At 59.6% G+C, this 15,585-nt stretch carries 12 protein-coding genes, 1 tRNA gene and 1 other RNA gene; all 14 read right to left on the reverse strand.

The genetic code is table 11. The features are described from left to right. Positions 1-73 precede the first annotated feature (73 nt). The 14 genes from dppF to WFM45_RS21455 all read right to left on the reverse strand — a co-directional run bounded on the left by dppF (position 74) and on the right by WFM45_RS21455 (position 15,499). Positions 74-1,063, reverse strand: a complete 990-nt coding sequence (dppF, locus tag WFM45_RS21390; protein ID WP_015376237.1) for a dipeptide ABC transporter ATP-binding subunit DppF — start codon at positions 1,061-1,063, stop codon at positions 74-76. Next, complete coding sequence (gene dppD, locus WFM45_RS21395; RefSeq protein ID WP_004934132.1) at positions 1,060-2,040, reverse strand: dipeptide ABC transporter ATP-binding protein; 981 nt, start codon at positions 2,038-2,040, stop codon at positions 1,060-1,062. The genes dppF and dppD overlap by 4 nt, the downstream gene beginning before the upstream one ends. A 15-nt stretch (positions 2,041-2,055) precedes the next feature. Beyond that, positions 2,056-2,958: a dipeptide ABC transporter permease DppC gene (gene dppC, locus WFM45_RS21400; protein ID WP_004934130.1), complete on the reverse strand. Its 903-nt coding sequence runs from the start codon at positions 2,956-2,958 to the stop codon at positions 2,056-2,058. Positions 2,959-2,969: 11 nt separating this feature from the next. Continuing rightward, a complete protein-coding gene (gene dppB, locus WFM45_RS21405; RefSeq protein WP_004934128.1) occupies positions 2,970-3,989 on the reverse strand; it encodes a dipeptide ABC transporter permease DppB in 1,020 nt (339 codons plus the stop codon). A 170-nt stretch (positions 3,990-4,159) separates the two neighbouring features. Further along, on the reverse strand, positions 4,160-5,767 hold the full coding sequence (dppA, locus tag WFM45_RS21410; RefSeq protein ID WP_004934126.1) for a dipeptide ABC transporter periplasmic-binding protein DppA: 1,608 nt from the start codon (positions 5,765-5,767) through the stop codon (positions 4,160-4,162). 601 nt (positions 5,768-6,368) lie between these two features. Beyond that, the gene (locus tag WFM45_RS21415) at positions 6,369-8,060 is read right to left on the reverse strand and encodes a glycosyl hydrolase family 18 protein (RefSeq protein WP_004934124.1); all 1,692 of its coding nucleotides are present in this window, start codon (positions 8,058-8,060) and stop codon (positions 6,369-6,371) included. Between the two features lie 423 nt (positions 8,061-8,483). Continuing rightward, positions 8,484-8,612: non-coding RNA, RtT sRNA (locus WFM45_RS21420), on the reverse strand. A gap of 36 nt (positions 8,613-8,648) precedes the next feature. Then, positions 8,649-8,725 (reverse strand) — tRNA-Pro (locus WFM45_RS21425). Positions 8,726-8,845: 120 nt separating this feature from the next. Then, entirely contained in the window at positions 8,846-10,177 is a 1,332-nt protein-coding gene (locus tag WFM45_RS21430; RefSeq protein WP_004934121.1) for an MFS transporter, read from the reverse strand. A gap of 96 nt (positions 10,178-10,273) precedes the next feature. Then, on the reverse strand, positions 10,274-11,818 hold the full coding sequence (gene uhpB, locus WFM45_RS21435; protein ID WP_336957219.1) for a signal transduction histidine-protein kinase/phosphatase UhpB: 1,545 nt from the start codon (positions 11,816-11,818) through the stop codon (positions 10,274-10,276). Beyond that, positions 11,815-12,405 carry a transcriptional regulator UhpA gene (uhpA, locus tag WFM45_RS21440; RefSeq protein ID WP_019452588.1) on the reverse strand — a complete coding sequence of 197 codons (591 nt, stop codon included), beginning with the start codon at positions 12,403-12,405 and terminating at the stop codon, positions 11,815-11,817. The genes uhpB and uhpA overlap by 4 nt, the downstream gene beginning before the upstream one ends. A 123-nt stretch (positions 12,406-12,528) precedes the next feature. After that, a complete protein-coding gene (gene eptB, locus WFM45_RS21445; protein ID WP_033631458.1) occupies positions 12,529-14,223 on the reverse strand; it encodes a kdo(2)-lipid A phosphoethanolamine 7''-transferase in 1,695 nt (564 codons plus the stop codon). Between the two features lie 225 nt (positions 14,224-14,448). Beyond that, entirely contained in the window at positions 14,449-14,874 is a 426-nt protein-coding gene (locus tag WFM45_RS21450) for an organic hydroperoxide resistance protein (protein ID WP_004934114.1), read from the reverse strand. A 160-nt stretch (positions 14,875-15,034) separates the two neighbouring features. Further along, the gene (locus WFM45_RS21455; protein ID WP_004934111.1) at positions 15,035-15,499 is read right to left on the reverse strand and encodes a MarR family winged helix-turn-helix transcriptional regulator; all 465 of its coding nucleotides are present in this window, start codon (positions 15,497-15,499) and stop codon (positions 15,035-15,037) included. Between the last annotated feature and the right edge of the window lie 86 nt (positions 15,500-15,585).

Below are 15,585 nucleotides of genomic sequence, written 5' to 3' on the forward strand. Positions count from 1 at the left end.
TTAACCCTTTGATTGAGTAATAAAAAACGCCGGCGTGATGCCGGCGTGAATTTAAGCGATGACGTTCGACGCTTTACGCCCCCGGATGTTCGTCCTGATCGACCGCAAAGCAGGCCACCATCTGCTCACCGTACTGTTTTAGCTGCGGCTGCAGCTGCACGCAGGTGCCGAAAGCGCGGCGGCAGCGGGCATTGAACGCACAGCCCGGCGGCGGATTCATCGGGCTGGGTAGTTCGCCGGTCAGCTTGATGCGCTCGCGGCGCATATCCGGGTTCAACCGTGGCGTCGCCGACAGCAGCGCCTGGGTGTACGGATGGCGCGGGTTGTTGAAGATCGCCTCTTTGCTGCCCTTTTCCACGCAGCGGCCGAGGTACATCACCATCACCTCGTCGGCGATGTGTTCCACCACCGACAGATCGTGCGAGATGAACACATAGGACAGCCCCAGCTCCTGCTGCAGATCCATCATCAGATTCAGCACCTGCGCGCGCACCGACACGTCCAATGCCGACACCGGTTCATCGGCGATCACCACGTCCGGATTCAACATCAGCCCGCGGGCGATAGCGATACGCTGGCGCTGGCCGCCGGAGAACATGTGCGGGTAGCGGTCATAATGCTCGGTCTTCAGGCCGACCTTCGCCATCATCTCCAGCGCTTTTTCCCGCCGTTCGGCGGCGCTGAGCGACGTGTTGATCAACAACGGCTCCTCGAGGATCTGCCCGACCTTCTTGCGCGGGTTGAGCGATCCGTAAGGATTCTGGAACACGATTTGGATCTTCTGGCGCCGCAGTTTCTCGGCCGAGACGTCCGGCTTCAGCAGATCCTGCCCCTGGTAATACAGCTCGCCGCCGGTCGGCACTTCAATCATCGTCAGCAGGCGGCCGAGCGTTGATTTGCCGCAGCCCGACTCACCGACCACCGCCAGCGTTTTGCCGCGCTCCAGGGTGAAGGACACGCCGTCGAGCGCCTTGACCAGCCGCTCCGGCGCGAACAGGCCCTTTTTTACCGGGTAATGCTTCTTCAGGTCAATCGCCTGCAGTAAAGGTTGATTCTGGCTCATACGGTCGGCCTCCCCGCATCATCCAGCGGTGTGTGACATTTAACCTGACGGCCGGGAATGCTGCGCAGTTCCGGCTCCTCGTTACGGCAGCGTTCGTTGGCGTACGGACAACGCGGGTTGAGCAGGCAACCGGTCGGGCGATCGTATTTGCCCGGCACCACGCCCGGCAGCGAAGCCAGCCGCGCCTTGTCGGCGGCGAACTCCGGCAACGCGCGCAGCAGCGCCTGGGTGTACGGGTGGCGCGGCGCGCGGAAAATCTCCGCCGCCTTGCCGGATTCCACCACCTGGCCGGCGTACATCACGATGATGTGATGCGCCGCTTCCGCCACCAGCGCCAGATCGTGAGTGATCAGCAACAGCGCCATGTTTTCGCGCTGTTGCAGATCCAGCAGCAGTTCGATGATCTGCGCCTGGATAGTCACATCGAGCGCGGTCGTCGGCTCGTCGGCGATCAGCAGCTTCGGCCGACAGGCGATGGCCATGGCGATCATCACGCGCTGGCTCATGCCGCCGGAAAGCTGGTGCGGGTAGACGTCCAGCCGCGAAGCCGGATCGGGAATGCCCACCTGCGTCAGCAGGTCGATAGCGCGCTGACGGCGGGTGCGGCGGTTGCCGCCCTGATGCACCTTCAGCGCCTCCATGATCTGGTAACCGACGGTATAGCACGGGTTCAGGCTGGTCATCGGATCCTGGAAGATCATCGCCACTTCGGAGCCCACCAGCTGGCGGCGCTCTTTTTCGGAGATCTTGCGCAGATCCTGGCCGTTGAACTCCAGCTTGTCGGCCATCACCTTGCCGGGGAAATCGATCAGGCCCATGATCGCCAGCGAGCTGACGGATTTTCCGGAGCCGGATTCACCGACGATGCCGACCACCTGACCTTGCTCCACGCTGTAACTGATGCGGTCTACCGCGCGGAACGGGGTGCCTTCGTCACCGAAGTGCACCGAAAGCTTGTCTACATTCAATAACGCCATCTCTCTCGTCCTCTGTTACTGCTTGAGTTTGGGGTCGAGAGCGTCACGCAAACCGTCCCCCATCAGGTTAAATGCCAGCACCGTCAGCAGGATCGCCAGGCCGGGGAAGGTCACCACCCACCAGGCGCTTTGCGCGAACTGCAGCACGTCGGAGAGCATGGTGCCCCACTCCGGCGTCGGCGGCTGCGCGCCCATGCCCAGAAAGCCGAGAGCGGCCATGTCCAGAATGGCGTTCGAGAAACCGAGAGAAGCCTGCACGATCAAAGGCGCCAGGCAGTTAGGCAGAATATTGACGAACATCTGGCGCAGCGCGCCGGCGCCCGCCACCCGCGAAGCGGTGACGTAGTCGCGGTTGACCTCCACCAGCACCGCCGCGCGCGTCAGACGCACATAGTGCGGCAGGGCGACGAAGGTCAGCGCCAGCGAGGCGTTGACGATCGACGGCCCGAATACCGCCACCAGCACCAGCGCCAGCAACAGGCTCGGCAGAGCCAGCATGATGTCGACGATGCGCATGATAATCGCGTCCACCACGCCGCCGAAGTAACCGGCCAGCAGGCCGAATATCACGCCCATGATCAGCGACAGCACCACCACCAGACAGCCGACCAACAGCGACAGCCGTGCGCCGTACATCAGGCGCGACAGCACGTCGCGGCCCACGTCGTCGGTGCCGAGGATATATTGCCAGCTGCCGCCTTCTTGCCACACCGGCGGCTTGAGCAGCGCGTCGCGGAACTGGTCCGCCGGCGCATGCGGCGCCAGCACGCCGGCGCCGAGCGCGATCACCAGCATCAGAACGATATACACCAGGCCGACCACGGCCCCTTTATTGCGCTTGAAATAGTGCCAAAACTCCTGAAACGGGGTCATCGGCTTCGGCGCACCTTTAACTGCAGACTCAGTGATTTGAGACATGAGAGCGCCCCTTATTTCTTGTGGCGAATACGCGGGTTGACCACGCCGTAGAGCACGTCTACCAGCAGGTTAACCAGAATGATCATACAGGCGACCAGCAATACCCCGCCCTGCACCACCGGGTAATCGCGGCGCTGCAGCGCGTCGATCAGCCAGCGGCCCAGCCCCGGCCAGGAGAAGATGGTTTCCGTCAGAATAGCGCCGGCCAGCATGGTGCCGACCTGCAGCCCGATCACCGTCACCACCGGCAGCAGCGCGTTGCGCAGCGCGTGGACGACGATCACTCGCATGCGGCTCACGCCCTTGGCGCGCGCGGTGCGGATATAGTCTTCGCCCAACACTTCCAGCATCGAGGAACGGGTCATGCGCACGATCACCGCCAGCGGGATGGTGCCCAGTACGATGGCCGGCAGGATCATGTGCATCACCGCGTCGACGAAGTCGCCAGGCTCGCCCCAGATCAGGGTGTCTATCAGCATGAAGCCGGTCAGCGGCTGGCTGTCGTCGAGGAATACCGTGTCGCTGATGCGCCCCGACACCGGCGTCAGGTTAAGCTGCACCGACACCAGCATGATCAGCATCATGCCCCACCAGAAAATCGGCATCGAATAGCCGGTCAGCGAGATGCCCACCGCGGTGTGATCGAAGACCGAACCGCGTTTGACCGCCGCCAGCACCCCGACCGGGATGCCCACCAGCACCGCGAACAGCATCGCGCAGAAACCCAGCTCCAGCGTGGCCTGGAAGCGCGGAACGAACTCGCTCCAGACGGAGATGCGGCTTTTGAGTGAGGTGCCCAGATCGCCGTGCAGCACGTTGGACACGTAGGAGAAATATTGTTGATAGAGCGGCTTGTCCAGCCCCATTTCCGCCATCAGCTGCGCGTGGCGCTCGGCGGAGATACCGCGTTCCCCGGCCATGATGGTCACCGGGTCGCCGGGGATCATATGGACAAATGCAAAAGTCAGCAACGTAATGCCGATAAACGTTGGGATAACTAACCCCAAACGTCGGAGTATGAACTGCAACATATCCCGAACTCTCTGTATCAATGCCCGGCAGCTCATCGTCCGCCAGGCTTATTAACGCTCACATGCCTTTGAACGATTCGACGGCCATACGCCGGAGACTGGTCAGCAGAGGCGCAAACCTGTTGCGCCCCTGCAAGTCCATTCGTGCGTCTCCGGTAAAGCGGTCGAAATCAGTCTACAGAGACATTCTCGAAGTGATGCTTACCGAGCGGATCCACGACGTAGCCTTTCACTTCCTTACGCACAGGCTCATACACGGTGGAGTGTGCGACAATCAGCGCCGGAGCCTGATCGTGCATCACCACCTGCGCCTGTTTGTACAGTTCGATACGCTTGTCGTGGTTGGATTCGGCGCGCGCCGGTTGAATCAGATCTTCAAACGGCTTGTAGCACCAGCGGGAGTAGTTGGAGCCGTCTTTCGCCGCCGCGCAGCTGAACAGCGTGGCGAAGAAGTTGTCCGGATCCCCGTTGTCGCCGGTCCAGCCCATCATCACCGTCTGGTGCTCGCCCGCTTTGGCGCGCTTGAGGTATTCACCCCACTCATAGGTCACGATTTTGGCTTTCACGCCGATCTTGGCCCAGTCGGCCTGGATCATTTCCGCCATGCGACGCGCGTTCGGGTTGTAAGGACGCTGTACCGGCATCGCCCACAGATCGATGCTGAAACCGTCGGCCATGCCCGCTTCTTTCAGCAGCTCTTTCGCCTTGGCCGGATCGTAAGCGTAATCCTGCACCGCGTCGTTATAGCCCCACATGGTCGGCGGGATCAGGTTCTTGGCCGCCTGGCCCGCGCCCTGATAGACCGCGTCGATGATCGCCTGCTTGTTGACCGCCATGGTCAACGCCTGACGCACCTTCAGGTTATCCAGCGGCTTTTTCTCGACGTTGAACGACAGATAGCCCACGTTCAGGCCCGGCTGTTCCATCAGGTTGATGGACTTGTCCTGCTTCATGCGGGCGATATCGGCCGGGTTCGGATACGGCATCACCTGGCATTCGTTTTTCTGCAGTTTGGCGTAGCGCACGGAGGCGTCAGGCGTGATGGAAAACACCAGGCGATCGATCTTCGGCTTGGTGCCCCAGAAACCGTCGAACGCCTTGTACAGGATCTTGGAGTCTTTCTGGTATTGCAGCAGCTGGAATGGGCCGGTGCCGATCGGGTTCAGATCGACTTTCTCCGGCGTGCCGGCTTTCATCATCACGTCAGCGTATTCGGCGGACAGAATGGATGCGAAGTCCATGCCCAGGTCAGCCAGGAACGGCGCCTCCGGGCGGTTCAGCACGAAGCGCACGGTGTTGTCGTCCACTTTTTCGATCTTGGCGATCAGCTTTGGCATGTCCATGCCTTCAAAGTATTCGTAACTGCCGCCGGACACTTTGTGATAGGCGTTGTTCGCATCCAACTGGCGTTCAAAGGAGAACACCACGTCGTCGGCGTTGAAATCGCGCGTCGGTTTGAAGTCCTTGCTGCTCTGCCACTTCACGCCTTTGCGCAGGTGGAAGGTGTAGGTTTTGCCGTCTTCGCTGACGTCCCACTTCTCAGCCAGCCCCGGCTGCAGCTCGGTGGTGCCGGTCTTGAATTCGACCAGCCGGTTGTAGATTGGTACCGAGCTGGCGTCATAGGTGGTGCCGGAGGTAAACAGCTGCGGGTTGAACCCTTCCGGGGAACCTTCAGAACAGTAAACCAACGTCTTGGCCTGTACGCTGGCCGCCACGGTCAGCGCGATCAGCCCAATACCGAATTTCAGAATCCCCGATTTACCCAAGGAACGTGTCATCGTTAGTGCTCCATTGTGTGATGTGATGTGTGTAATTGCCGCCAGACCTGTATTTTTTATTGCGTGGCCTGTGCGATCGGCGCCCGAAGGCAGAAGGCGTACGAGGAGAGAATGCCGGATGGAACGCATCGCGGCGGGGACGTCTGAGCGCGTGGAATTCACTCAAACAACTCTCGCTCTTACCCCTGAGGCTATCAAGTTGCCAACTGTTTGGGGTGTCGTCAATATAACCAGTGGGGATTTACGCAGACTGTGAGAAACAGCAAACAAACATAAAAAAAACCTTTTGTTAACAGTTCCAGCATGAAAATTTATGCTAAGCGGCCATTTTTAGCGCATTGGTCTGACCCTCACAAACTTACTGGTTTTTAACTCCGTTAAAAAACGCCAAAACTTTGTTGCTGAATGATGAATATCTGAACGGTTATTTTTGTGATCGCCGTTAAAGACAGGAGGAAATGCTGAAGGATTACCCAAAAGGGTGAGTCCGATGAGCGCGTTTTGCACCGGGCAGGCCCACAATCTGTGCGGCGTAAAAAAACTTTCGGCGGCGAAAAAGCCGGGGGCGAAAGGATATCCCCCGGCAACGCACTGCAACCGATTATTGAACGCCGGCGCTGTTGCCCAGGCTGGCGTTCATGCTGTTGAGAATATCGCCGTTGTCCGCGTCGATCTCCCAAGAGAACAGGCCGCCCAGCTGCTTATCCAGCACGTACTTGCCTTTGGCCTGCACCGAGCGGGCATCGTCGAAGGTGATCAGATCGCCGGTGGAAGGCTTGAACACGTATGGCGCTTCTGCCGTGGCGTCGTAGGTGTACTGCCACTCGCCGCTCATGAACTGGCCAGCGATTTGGCGGTAGTCCACGATGCCGTTCTCCCAGGTGCCTTTAACCGGCCCGGTGGCGGTACCGGTGAACGGAATGTTGTTCTGGTAGCCGTTCACCCCGGTCCAGCCGCGGCCATACATGGCGGTGCCGACGACGATTTTGCCCGGCTTGACGCCCTGCGCCAGCAGCGCATTGACGCCGTTCACCGTGGTGTAAGCGGTGTCCGGCTTCCAGGCCGGCGCATTCAGCGCGGTCTGATGCCCCAGGTTCTTCAGATCGAAGGCGCCATAGAAGTCGTAGCTCATCAGGAAAATGTGATCCATCGAGTTCTGCGCGACGTTGTAAGCCACCTTGTCGATCTTGTCCTTGCCGGCGCTGATGGCGGAGGTCAGTTCATATTTGCGGCCGGTTTCCGCCGACAGCTGATCCAGCATCGCCCGCAGCTCCTTCATCAGCAGCACATAGGTTTCCCCGTCCTGCGGGCTGCCCAGGTTCGGGTTGGCGCCTTTGCCGCCCGGGAACTCCCAGTCGATATCCACGCCATCGAAGAACTTCCAGGTCTGCAGGAACTCTTTCACCGAACCGACGAAGCGATCGCGCTTCACCTTATCACCCATGAAGAAGAACGGGTCGGACAGCGTCCAGCCGCCGATCGACGGCAGAATTTTCAGGTCAGGATGCGCCTGTTTCAGCGCCATCAGCTGGCCGAAGTTGCCCTTGTAGGGGTCATCCCAGGCGGTAACGCCCTTCTGCGCTTTTTGCAGCGCGGCGAACGGATCGTGGATCGAGACTTTGAAGTCCTCGCGGCCCTGGCAGGAGCGCTGCAGCGCCTGGAAGCTGCCTTCGATCTCTTTCAGGCTGTCGTTGATGCCGTTGCCGCCGCAGATCGGGATAAAGCCGTACAGCAGGTGGGTCAAGTTCTGCGCCGGGATCTTGTCGACGGTGAAATTGCGCCCGTAAACGCCCCACTCGACGAAATAAGAACCCACCACTTTGCCGGAGTTCTGTTTATACGGTTTATTCTTTTCCAGCAGCGGCTCTTTCAACGGCGCCAAATGGCTGCCGTCGGTGTCGGCCACCACAATTTCGGTGGCGTCGCTGGCGCTGCAGCCGTCGGCATTGCACAATGCCACCTGCATTTGATAACGGCCGCCTTTATTGACTTTAAAATTCGCCGTACCGGAAGAACCGGTTGAAGGGCCGCTCCACGCCTCCTTGCCATTTAATAAGACTTTTGCCGTCGTACCGGTGTCGCCATTCCATAAATTCCAGGAGACCGAAACATCGGCGGCATTTTTTACCTTCACCAAATTATTATAAGCGGTAGCCGCCTGGTCAACTTCAACGATGGCGAACTTGGTGTTGCCCCAGGCGATGGTCGGCTTGCCCGGCGCGGCGGCCTGCGCCGCGGAACACAGTGTGCTGCCGATCAACAGCGCCAACAGCGGTTTATTAAATTTGCGCATAACTGATTCCTTTATTCCGAGAGGATAAACATAAAAGAGTTAATCGTCGCGATGCATTGCCGAAGCGAAAAATCCCGCAATAATCCTCGAAGATTAACGTTAATAAATAATCACGATATTTTCCACGCAGCGGGAATAACATATCCCGCGTTGTCCATTCAGACTATAGGTAAAAAAAATGTGAAAACAAGAGCGCTATAAACCGGGTTTTATTCGGCAAGCATGAATTTATTTAAATATGAGAAAAAGAGTCCAATGGGAATAAGGAGTGTGAATTAATTAAGCGTAAAGGATAAATATATTTCACGAGGACGGTGGATTGACGCACGCCATAAAGCGAAGCCGACCGTATCGGAGGAGGTGCTCATCCTCATAAACTGCAGGCGAAAAAAAACCTGCTTTAAAAGCAGGTTTTTCGAATGGTGGTCGGCGAGAGAGGATTACGCGCATCGTTGATGCGCGCCCTGCGGGCCGTTGCTAAAGCAACGTTGTCTCGCTTCGCGAGGCTCGAACCTCCTGCGGAGGTGCTCATCCTCATAAACTGCAGACGAAAAAAAACCTGCTTTAAAAAGCAGGTTTTTCGAATGGTGGTCGGCGAGAGAGGATTCGAACCTCCGACCCACTGGTCCCAAACCAGTTGCGCTACCAAGCTGCGCTACTCGCCGATGCGGGGCGCATCTTACTGCTGGCGGTTATAGGCGTCAATCACTTTTTTGCCCCTGCATTTCAAGTGGTGATAAAAGCGCCATAATACGCTGCGCCGGGGGTTGCGCAGCGTATTTTACTCAGGCGTTGGCCGGTTTCAGCGCCGGCGTCTGCGCGCGCAGGAATGGCAGCAGGAACAGCGCCGACAGGCAGGCGGCGATGGAAATCACCACGAAGAAGCCGTTCCAGTGCCAGATCTCCATCACCCGCGCGATCGGGTAGCCGGACAGCGCCGCGCCCAGGTAGGCGAACAGGCCGACGAAACCGGTCGCGGCGCCCGCCGCATCCTTGTGCGAGCACTCCGCCGCCGCCATGCCGATCAGCATCTGCGGACCGAAGATAAAGAAGCCGATGGCGAAGAAACAGCAGGCCTGCAGCAGGTAGGTGACGCCCGGCATCAACCACAGCGCCGCCACCGACAGGAAGATGCCGATGGCGAAGATCAGGTTCATCGGGCCGCGGTTGCCGCGGAACAGCTTGTCGGAACCCCAACCGGCCACCAGTGAACCGATGAAGCCGCCCACTTCAAACAGCGAGATGGCCGAGTTGGCGGTCATCAGCGAATAGCCCTTTTCCTGCGTCAGGTAGAGATTGCCCCAGTCGTTGATCGCGGTACGCACGATATACACCAGCACGTAAGAGACCGCCAGCAGCCAGATGTACTTGTTGGTCAGCACGTAGCGCTTGATGATCTCGCGGTTGCTCAGCCCCTGGCCTTCCGATTCCTGCACCAGTTCCATGGCGTCGTTGCGCCATTTGCCGACGCTCGGCAGCCCCAGGGTGGATGGCTTGTCACGCAGGCGCCAGCACATCAGCAGGCCGAGCACCACGCCGATGATGCCGGGAATGATCATGCCGTAACGCCAGCTGAAGTGCAGCGAGATAAAGCCGACCAACAGCGGGATCAGCGCGCCGCCGACGTTGTGCGAGGTGTTCCAGATCGCCCACCAGCTGCCGCGCTCGGAGCGCGAATACCAGCTGGTGAGGATTTTGGAGCACGGCGGCCAACCCCAGCCCTGGAAGAAGGCGTTGAGGATCCACAGCGTGCCCAGCATCAGCAACGATGAGCTGAGACCGAAGAAGATATTCAGCACCCCGGTCATGATCAGGCCCAGCCCCATAAAGTAACGCGGGTTGGAGCGATCGCTGATCATGCCGGAAATGAATTTCGAGCAGCCGTAGGTGATGTAGAACAGCGTGCCGAGGATGCCGACGTCGGACATCGTCAGGCCCAGATCGCTCAGCATCGCCGGCATGATGAAGTTGAAGCTTTTGCGCGTGAAGTAAAACGCGGCATAACCTATGTACATGGTGCACATCAGCTGAATGCGCCAGTATTTGTAGCTGGCGTCGATCTGCCGTTGATCGGTGACCTGCGGCGCATCCGGGCGGCTTTTAAGGAAAGACCACATGTGGAACCTCAGAGGATTGAATTAAAGTGCCGCTATGATGCTCCTCGCGCGCGCAGGGGGCTTACGCCGGATTCTCGAGGCGGTTAGGAGTTTTTCCTAGTTTTGCGTTTGCGCCGGTGAAACTGTGGGCAAGATCACACTCAAACAGGCGCCCCGCTCAGCGGTGAACCGCAGGCTGCCGCCGAGGGCGCTGATGCGCTCCTGCATGCCGCGCAGGCCGTACCCCGGCTGATGGTTTTCCGCATCGAAGCCCACGCCGTTGTCGCGGATGGTCAGGGCGATCTGCGGCGCGGCGCCTTTGCGCGGCTGCAGCCGCGCATCCAGCGCCAGGCGGCTGGCGCCGGCGTGGCGGCACACATTGGTCACCCCTTCCTGACACACCCGATACAGCGTGATTTTCAGCGTTTCATCCAGCAGCTCGTCGGGCACCTGCCACTGCATGCTGCTCACCAGCGACGCGTCCTGCGGCAGCGACTCCCGCAGCATCGCCGCCACCGCCGCCGACAGCGGCAGGTTGTTCAGCGCCGCCGGCCACAGCTGGGTCAGCACATCGTGCACCCCGTCGTAGACCCGCAGCGCCAGCGCATCGATGGTGTCGGCGCAGCCGATCACCGCCGGTTCCGGCGCCAGACGCTTGACGATGCTGGCCTGAGTGCGGATCACGGTGATGGTCTGCCCCACTTCATCGTGCAGCTCGCGCGCCACCTCGCGCCGGGTTTGCTCCTCCGCCGTCACCAGCGCCCGCGCCAGCTGCCGATTCTCCGCCAGCCGCAGCCGCAGTTGCTGATTCAGTTCGCGCTGGCGCTGAATGCCGGCGCCCAGCAGCAGCCCGGTCAGGCTTTGGGCCAGCAGCGACAGCAGCAGATCGCGGTGCGACTCCGGCTGCGGCGGCTCGTTGACCATCAGCGCCACGCCGTTGAGCAGCGTCGCCAACAGCGCGCCCTGCCAGCCATAGCGATAAGACATGAACACGATGGGGATCGCCAGGCAGAACGGTGCGAAACGGCGCAGCTCGGCGGCGTTAACCTGCTGCTGCAGCCAGATGCTGAACGCAAACAGCAACAGATAGCTGGCCAGGTGGCCCAGACGCAGCTCCACCGGCTTGTGGATCAGCCCCGGCTCCAGCGGCACCCAGATTTGGCGCGCCAGATAGTGCCACAACAGCAGGCAGGTTGGCGCGATGGTGAAACCGCCGGTCAGGCCGAGCAGCAGCGCGCGGGCGCCTTCGCCGCTCACCAGCTGCCAGACCAACGCCTGCAGCAAGGCGGCGATGGCGACCACCGCGCCCTGCAACAGCGGCCAGCGCCATTCGCTGTCGCTCTGCTGATGGCGCAACAGCCACGGCGAGGCCAGCAGACTGAGCAGCACCGTCAACACCAGCACCGCCACCGACGCCCACAGCGCCGGGCCGTAGCCGAACTGATCCGCCAGCAACGCCATCAGCAGCAGGTCAGCCAGCAGGATCCCCGGCCAGAAACGGTACGGGCTCTGCAGCAAAATGCCCATGCGCAGGCCGAACGGGAACAGCAGCAGCGCCTGCCAGGGGGGGTCGATCAGCGCGGTGCCGATGCCCCACAGGCAAAACGCGCTGGCGGCGTAGATGAAAAACAGCGCCAGCTGGGTGATCAGGCGCTGCGTCACAGGTTCAGCATCCGTCTGGCCAGTTCGACGTTGTTGTTGATGCCCAGCTTGGCGAACAGGTTGGCGCGATGCACATGCACCGTCTTCGGCGACAGCCCCAAGGCGGCGGCGATCTCACGCACCTCCTGCCCCTGCGCCAACAGCAGCGCGATCTCGCGCTCGCGGCGGGTGAGCGGATCCACCTTCACCCGCGCCAGCTGCTGCGCGATTTCCGGCATCAGGTAGACGCCGCCGCCGGCGACGGTGCGCACCGCGGTGATCAGATCTTCCGGCTTGCAGCGCTTGGAGAGAAAGCCGCTGGCGCCGCGTTCCAGCGCCATTTCCACCAGCGCCGGGTTATCGTGCATCGACAGCATCACCACGCGGATGCCGGAGGGAATGTCCGCCAGCAGATCCAGCCCGCTGCCGTCCGGCATCGAAATGTCGCAAATGCAGATTTCCGCCTCCAGCCCCGGTAGGCCGGCGCGCGCCTGCGCCGCGCTGCTGAACTCGCCCACCACCTGGATATCGGCCTCCAGCGACAGCAGTTGCACAAAGCCCGAACGCACAATGTCATGATCGTCGATAAACGCCACGCGCAGGGTCATGGAAATCTCCGGTTAGCAGGGGAAGTGCGCAAGTATACCGTATGCGCACACCGGAATAATTGATGAAGAGAATGTATTGGATGAAATTACCGGGTGCGCAAGGCAGGCACCCGGCGAGAGGGATCACAGGCGGGCAGGCGCCGTTTTATCCTGCGGCAGATGGCACCAGTTGTTTTTATCCACGATGCCGCCATCAGGAGAGGTGTAGCCGAGGCAGCCGAGGATGGTGTCAAACAGCTCGACGTGGCGATGCGTTTTGCCGATGCGCTGCTGCGCCTGCAGCTGCTCAAAGGCGCTGAGGTGCTGCGGGTTTTCGAGGAACTTGTCCGACGCCCACACGATCATCGGCACGCGGAATTGCTCCGGCGGCGCCATTTCGCGCGGCGTGCCATGCAGGTGCGTATTCTCGCCGATCGATTCGCCGTGATCGGCGGCATAGAACACGATAGCTTTCTTGTCGCGCACCTGGTCTATCACATTGGCGATAAAGCTGTCGGTATACAGCACCGTATTGTCGAACGCATTGATCAGTTGCGCCTTGGTGCAGGAATCGTCCACCCCCATGCACTCCGGCTGATAACGCGCATAGCTGCGCGGATAACGCTGCGAGTACAGGTAGTGCGAGCCTTTGGTATGCAGGATCACCAGGTGCTTGCCCTTCGGATAGCGCGCCAGCGACTCCTTCATTTCGTCCACCAGCAGCATATCGTCGACCGCCTTGCCGTCGTTGCGCTTCTCGGACGCGATCATCTCGCGGAACGAATAGTTGTTCACCTCGGTGTTGTTGTAGAACCACACCTCGCTCTGCATGGCGAACAGCTCGGAAGAGAAGCCCAGATCCTTCAGCACCGCGAACACGTTCTGCTCTTTCAGCGTGCGCTGCGGATTGTCTTCGGTGCCGCCTTCACGCACGAACATGCAGCGCAGCGACAGCTTGGTGGCGGTATCGCACGACTCGCCGCGGAACGCCACCAGATTCTTCTCTTTAGACAGCCGCGGCGTGGTATCGCGCTCGTAGCCCAGCATGCCCATGTGATCCCAGCGCGTGGTCTCGCCGATGATGAACACCACGTAGGTGTCGTCGATGTCCGCCGGCGGTACGTAGGTGAAGTGTTTGCCCGGATCGAACATCGTGCTCTGATCCTGGCTTTCGTCATAGCGGGTGTAAGCAAACAGCCCCAGCGCCGACAGCCAGTTGGACGGCAGATACGAGTGCGCCACCACGCCGCCGTAGCTTGGCAAATCGACGTTGGAAAGCTTCTCTTGCACGCTCTGCTCGTCGTCCAGCATGCGCAGCGGCAGCCAGACCAGCGCCACCACCGCCAGCAATACCAGCAGCGGCTTGATGCGATGACCAGGGGTTTTCAGCTGTTCTATCAGGGTATAGCGCAGGTTGTTTTTCCAGATCAGCAGCAGCGGCAAGGCGCTGAGCGCCACCATCCACAGCACGAAGTGCAGGCCAACCACCTCTTTCGACAGATCGATATCGGTGGTCATCACCGACACCACGATGCCGTAGCCGATCACCACGTTGAAAAACGTCATGTAGTAGCTGGCGGCAACCGAAATCAACACCAGCAGCGAGGCGACGATGCGATAAAACAGCCGGCCGCCGAGCGATACCAGCCGCATAATGAAGAACGTAAACAGGACGATAGCGATGACTTCCGTCACCGCCGAAATAAGCTTAATTCCCTGAATGCCGTGCGCCAGCGAATCAAAACGGCGATAAAAAACGGACAGGTTTAGAAAGATGCCGATATAGATCGCTAACAATAACGATAAATTCTGCTGTGATAGCGATTTAACTTTGTTCATGTAACGCGGTGGCTCCGGGGACGGTGTAGCGGTTCTGACTCAGTCAGACACTGATTGCGGCTTCTGGTTCAGCCAACCGGCAATAAGCGTTATTTTGCGGGTAATAATCAAGAGAATTCTCACAAAACGGACAAAATTTACCGTTTTTTTGAGCGGTTTTCAGACAGGGCACGCAAGAAAATGGAGGGATAAACCCTCCATTTTTTCCAGATATCGGCAAAAATCTTACTTAACGTTCAGAGTTACATCGATATTTCCACGGGTGGCGTTGGAGTATGGGCACACCACATGCGCCTTTTTCACCAGATCTTCCGCCACGCTGCGCTCGATGCCCGGCAGCGAGATATCCAGCTGCACTTCGATGCCGAAGCCATTCGGGATTTCACCGATGCCGACGGTGCCGTCGATCTTGGCTTCGGCCGGAATTTTGACCTTTTCTTTCGCCGCGACAAACTTCAACGCGCCGAGGAAGCAGGCCGAGTAACCGGCGGCGAACAGCTGTTCGGGGTTGGTGACTTCGCCGCCGGCGCCGCCCATCTCTTTCGGCACGCCCAGTTTCACGTCCAACACGCCGTCGGAGGAGGTCGCACGGCCGTCGCGGCCGCCGGTTGCGGTGGCGTGAGCGCGGTAAACCACTTTCTCAATAGACATCGTTCATTCCTTCTTGCTGGTTGGCGAGATGACTACGGCTTCCACGAGGTAAAGCCGGTCACATATTTATCTTTTGCGATTAAATCGCGCACTACTTATTTTTGACGCTTATTAACCAGTGTAGACCACCCCTGCCGTTCTTGCGTCCGGCGCTGGAGGATCAAATCTGATCGATCAGGCTGCCGCGCAGCTTTTCCAACTGCTGTTTGAGCGAGACGATCTCGTCCAGGCTGCAGTCGGTGGCGCACATCACCGCCTCGGGCACCGATTGAGCCCGCTCACGCAGCGCGCGGCCGGCTTCGGTGAGGGCAATGATCACCTGCCGCTCGTCGGTGGTGGCGCGATAGCGCACCAGCAAACCGGCGGTTTCCAGCCGCTTCAGCAGCGGCGTCAGCGTGGCGGAATCGAGGAACAGCCGCTCGCCGATATCCGATACCGTCACCCGATCGCGCTCCCACAGCACCATCATCACCAGGTATTGCGGGTAGGTGAGTTCGAGCTGATTCAACAGCTTGCGGTAGACTTTGTGCAGCGCCAGGTTGGCGGAGTACAGCGCGAAACAGAGCTGCTGATCGAGCTGCAGCAGATTCTTCGCGTTGGGTTGTGCGGTATCGGTGCTTTTCATGATTGTGAATATAGATAGCGCACGATGTAATCGCAAGCTATTTCTTGTGAGGTATGCTACCTTTTTTTCATGCAGAGGATGCTCGG

This window comes from Serratia sp. KG1D (assembly GCF_037150675.1).
GTDB classification, from domain to species: Bacteria; Pseudomonadota; Gammaproteobacteria; order Enterobacterales; family Enterobacteriaceae; genus Serratia; species Serratia nematodiphila.

Excerpts from the sequence above, each read along its gene's own strand:
- dppF (WP_015376237.1), bottom strand. The coding sequence starts at position 1,063 with ATGAGCCAGAATCAACCTTTACTGCAGGCGATTGACCTGAAGAAGCAT.
- dppD (WP_004934132.1), bottom strand. The coding sequence starts at position 2,040 with ATGGCGTTATTGAATGTAGACAAGCTTTCGGTGCACTTCGGTGACGAA.
- dppC (WP_004934130.1), bottom strand. The coding sequence starts at position 2,958 with ATGTCTCAAATCACTGAGTCTGCAGTTAAAGGTGCGCCGAAGCCGATG.
- dppB (WP_004934128.1), bottom strand. The coding sequence starts at position 3,989 with ATGTTGCAGTTCATACTCCGACGTTTGGGGTTAGTTATCCCAACGTTT.
- dppA (WP_004934126.1), bottom strand. The coding sequence starts at position 5,767 with ATGACACGTTCCTTGGGTAAATCGGGGATTCTGAAATTCGGTATTGGG.
- WFM45_RS21415 (WP_004934124.1), bottom strand. The coding sequence starts at position 8,060 with ATGCGCAAATTTAATAAACCGCTGTTGGCGCTGTTGATCGGCAGCACA.
- WFM45_RS21430 (WP_004934121.1), bottom strand. The coding sequence starts at position 10,177 with ATGTGGTCTTTCCTTAAAAGCCGCCCGGATGCGCCGCAGGTCACCGAT.
- uhpA (WP_019452588.1), bottom strand. The coding sequence starts at position 12,405 with ATGACCCTGCGCGTGGCGTTTATCGACGATCATGACATTGTGCGTTCG.
- eptB (WP_033631458.1), bottom strand. The coding sequence starts at position 14,223 with ATGAACAAAGTTAAATCGCTATCACAGCAGAATTTATCGTTATTGTTA.
- WFM45_RS21450 (WP_004934114.1), bottom strand. The coding sequence starts at position 14,874 with ATGTCTATTGAGAAAGTGGTTTACCGCGCTCACGCCACCGCAACCGGC.
- WFM45_RS21455 (WP_004934111.1), bottom strand. The coding sequence starts at position 15,499 with ATGAAAAGCACCGATACCGCACAACCCAACGCGAAGAATCTGCTGCAG.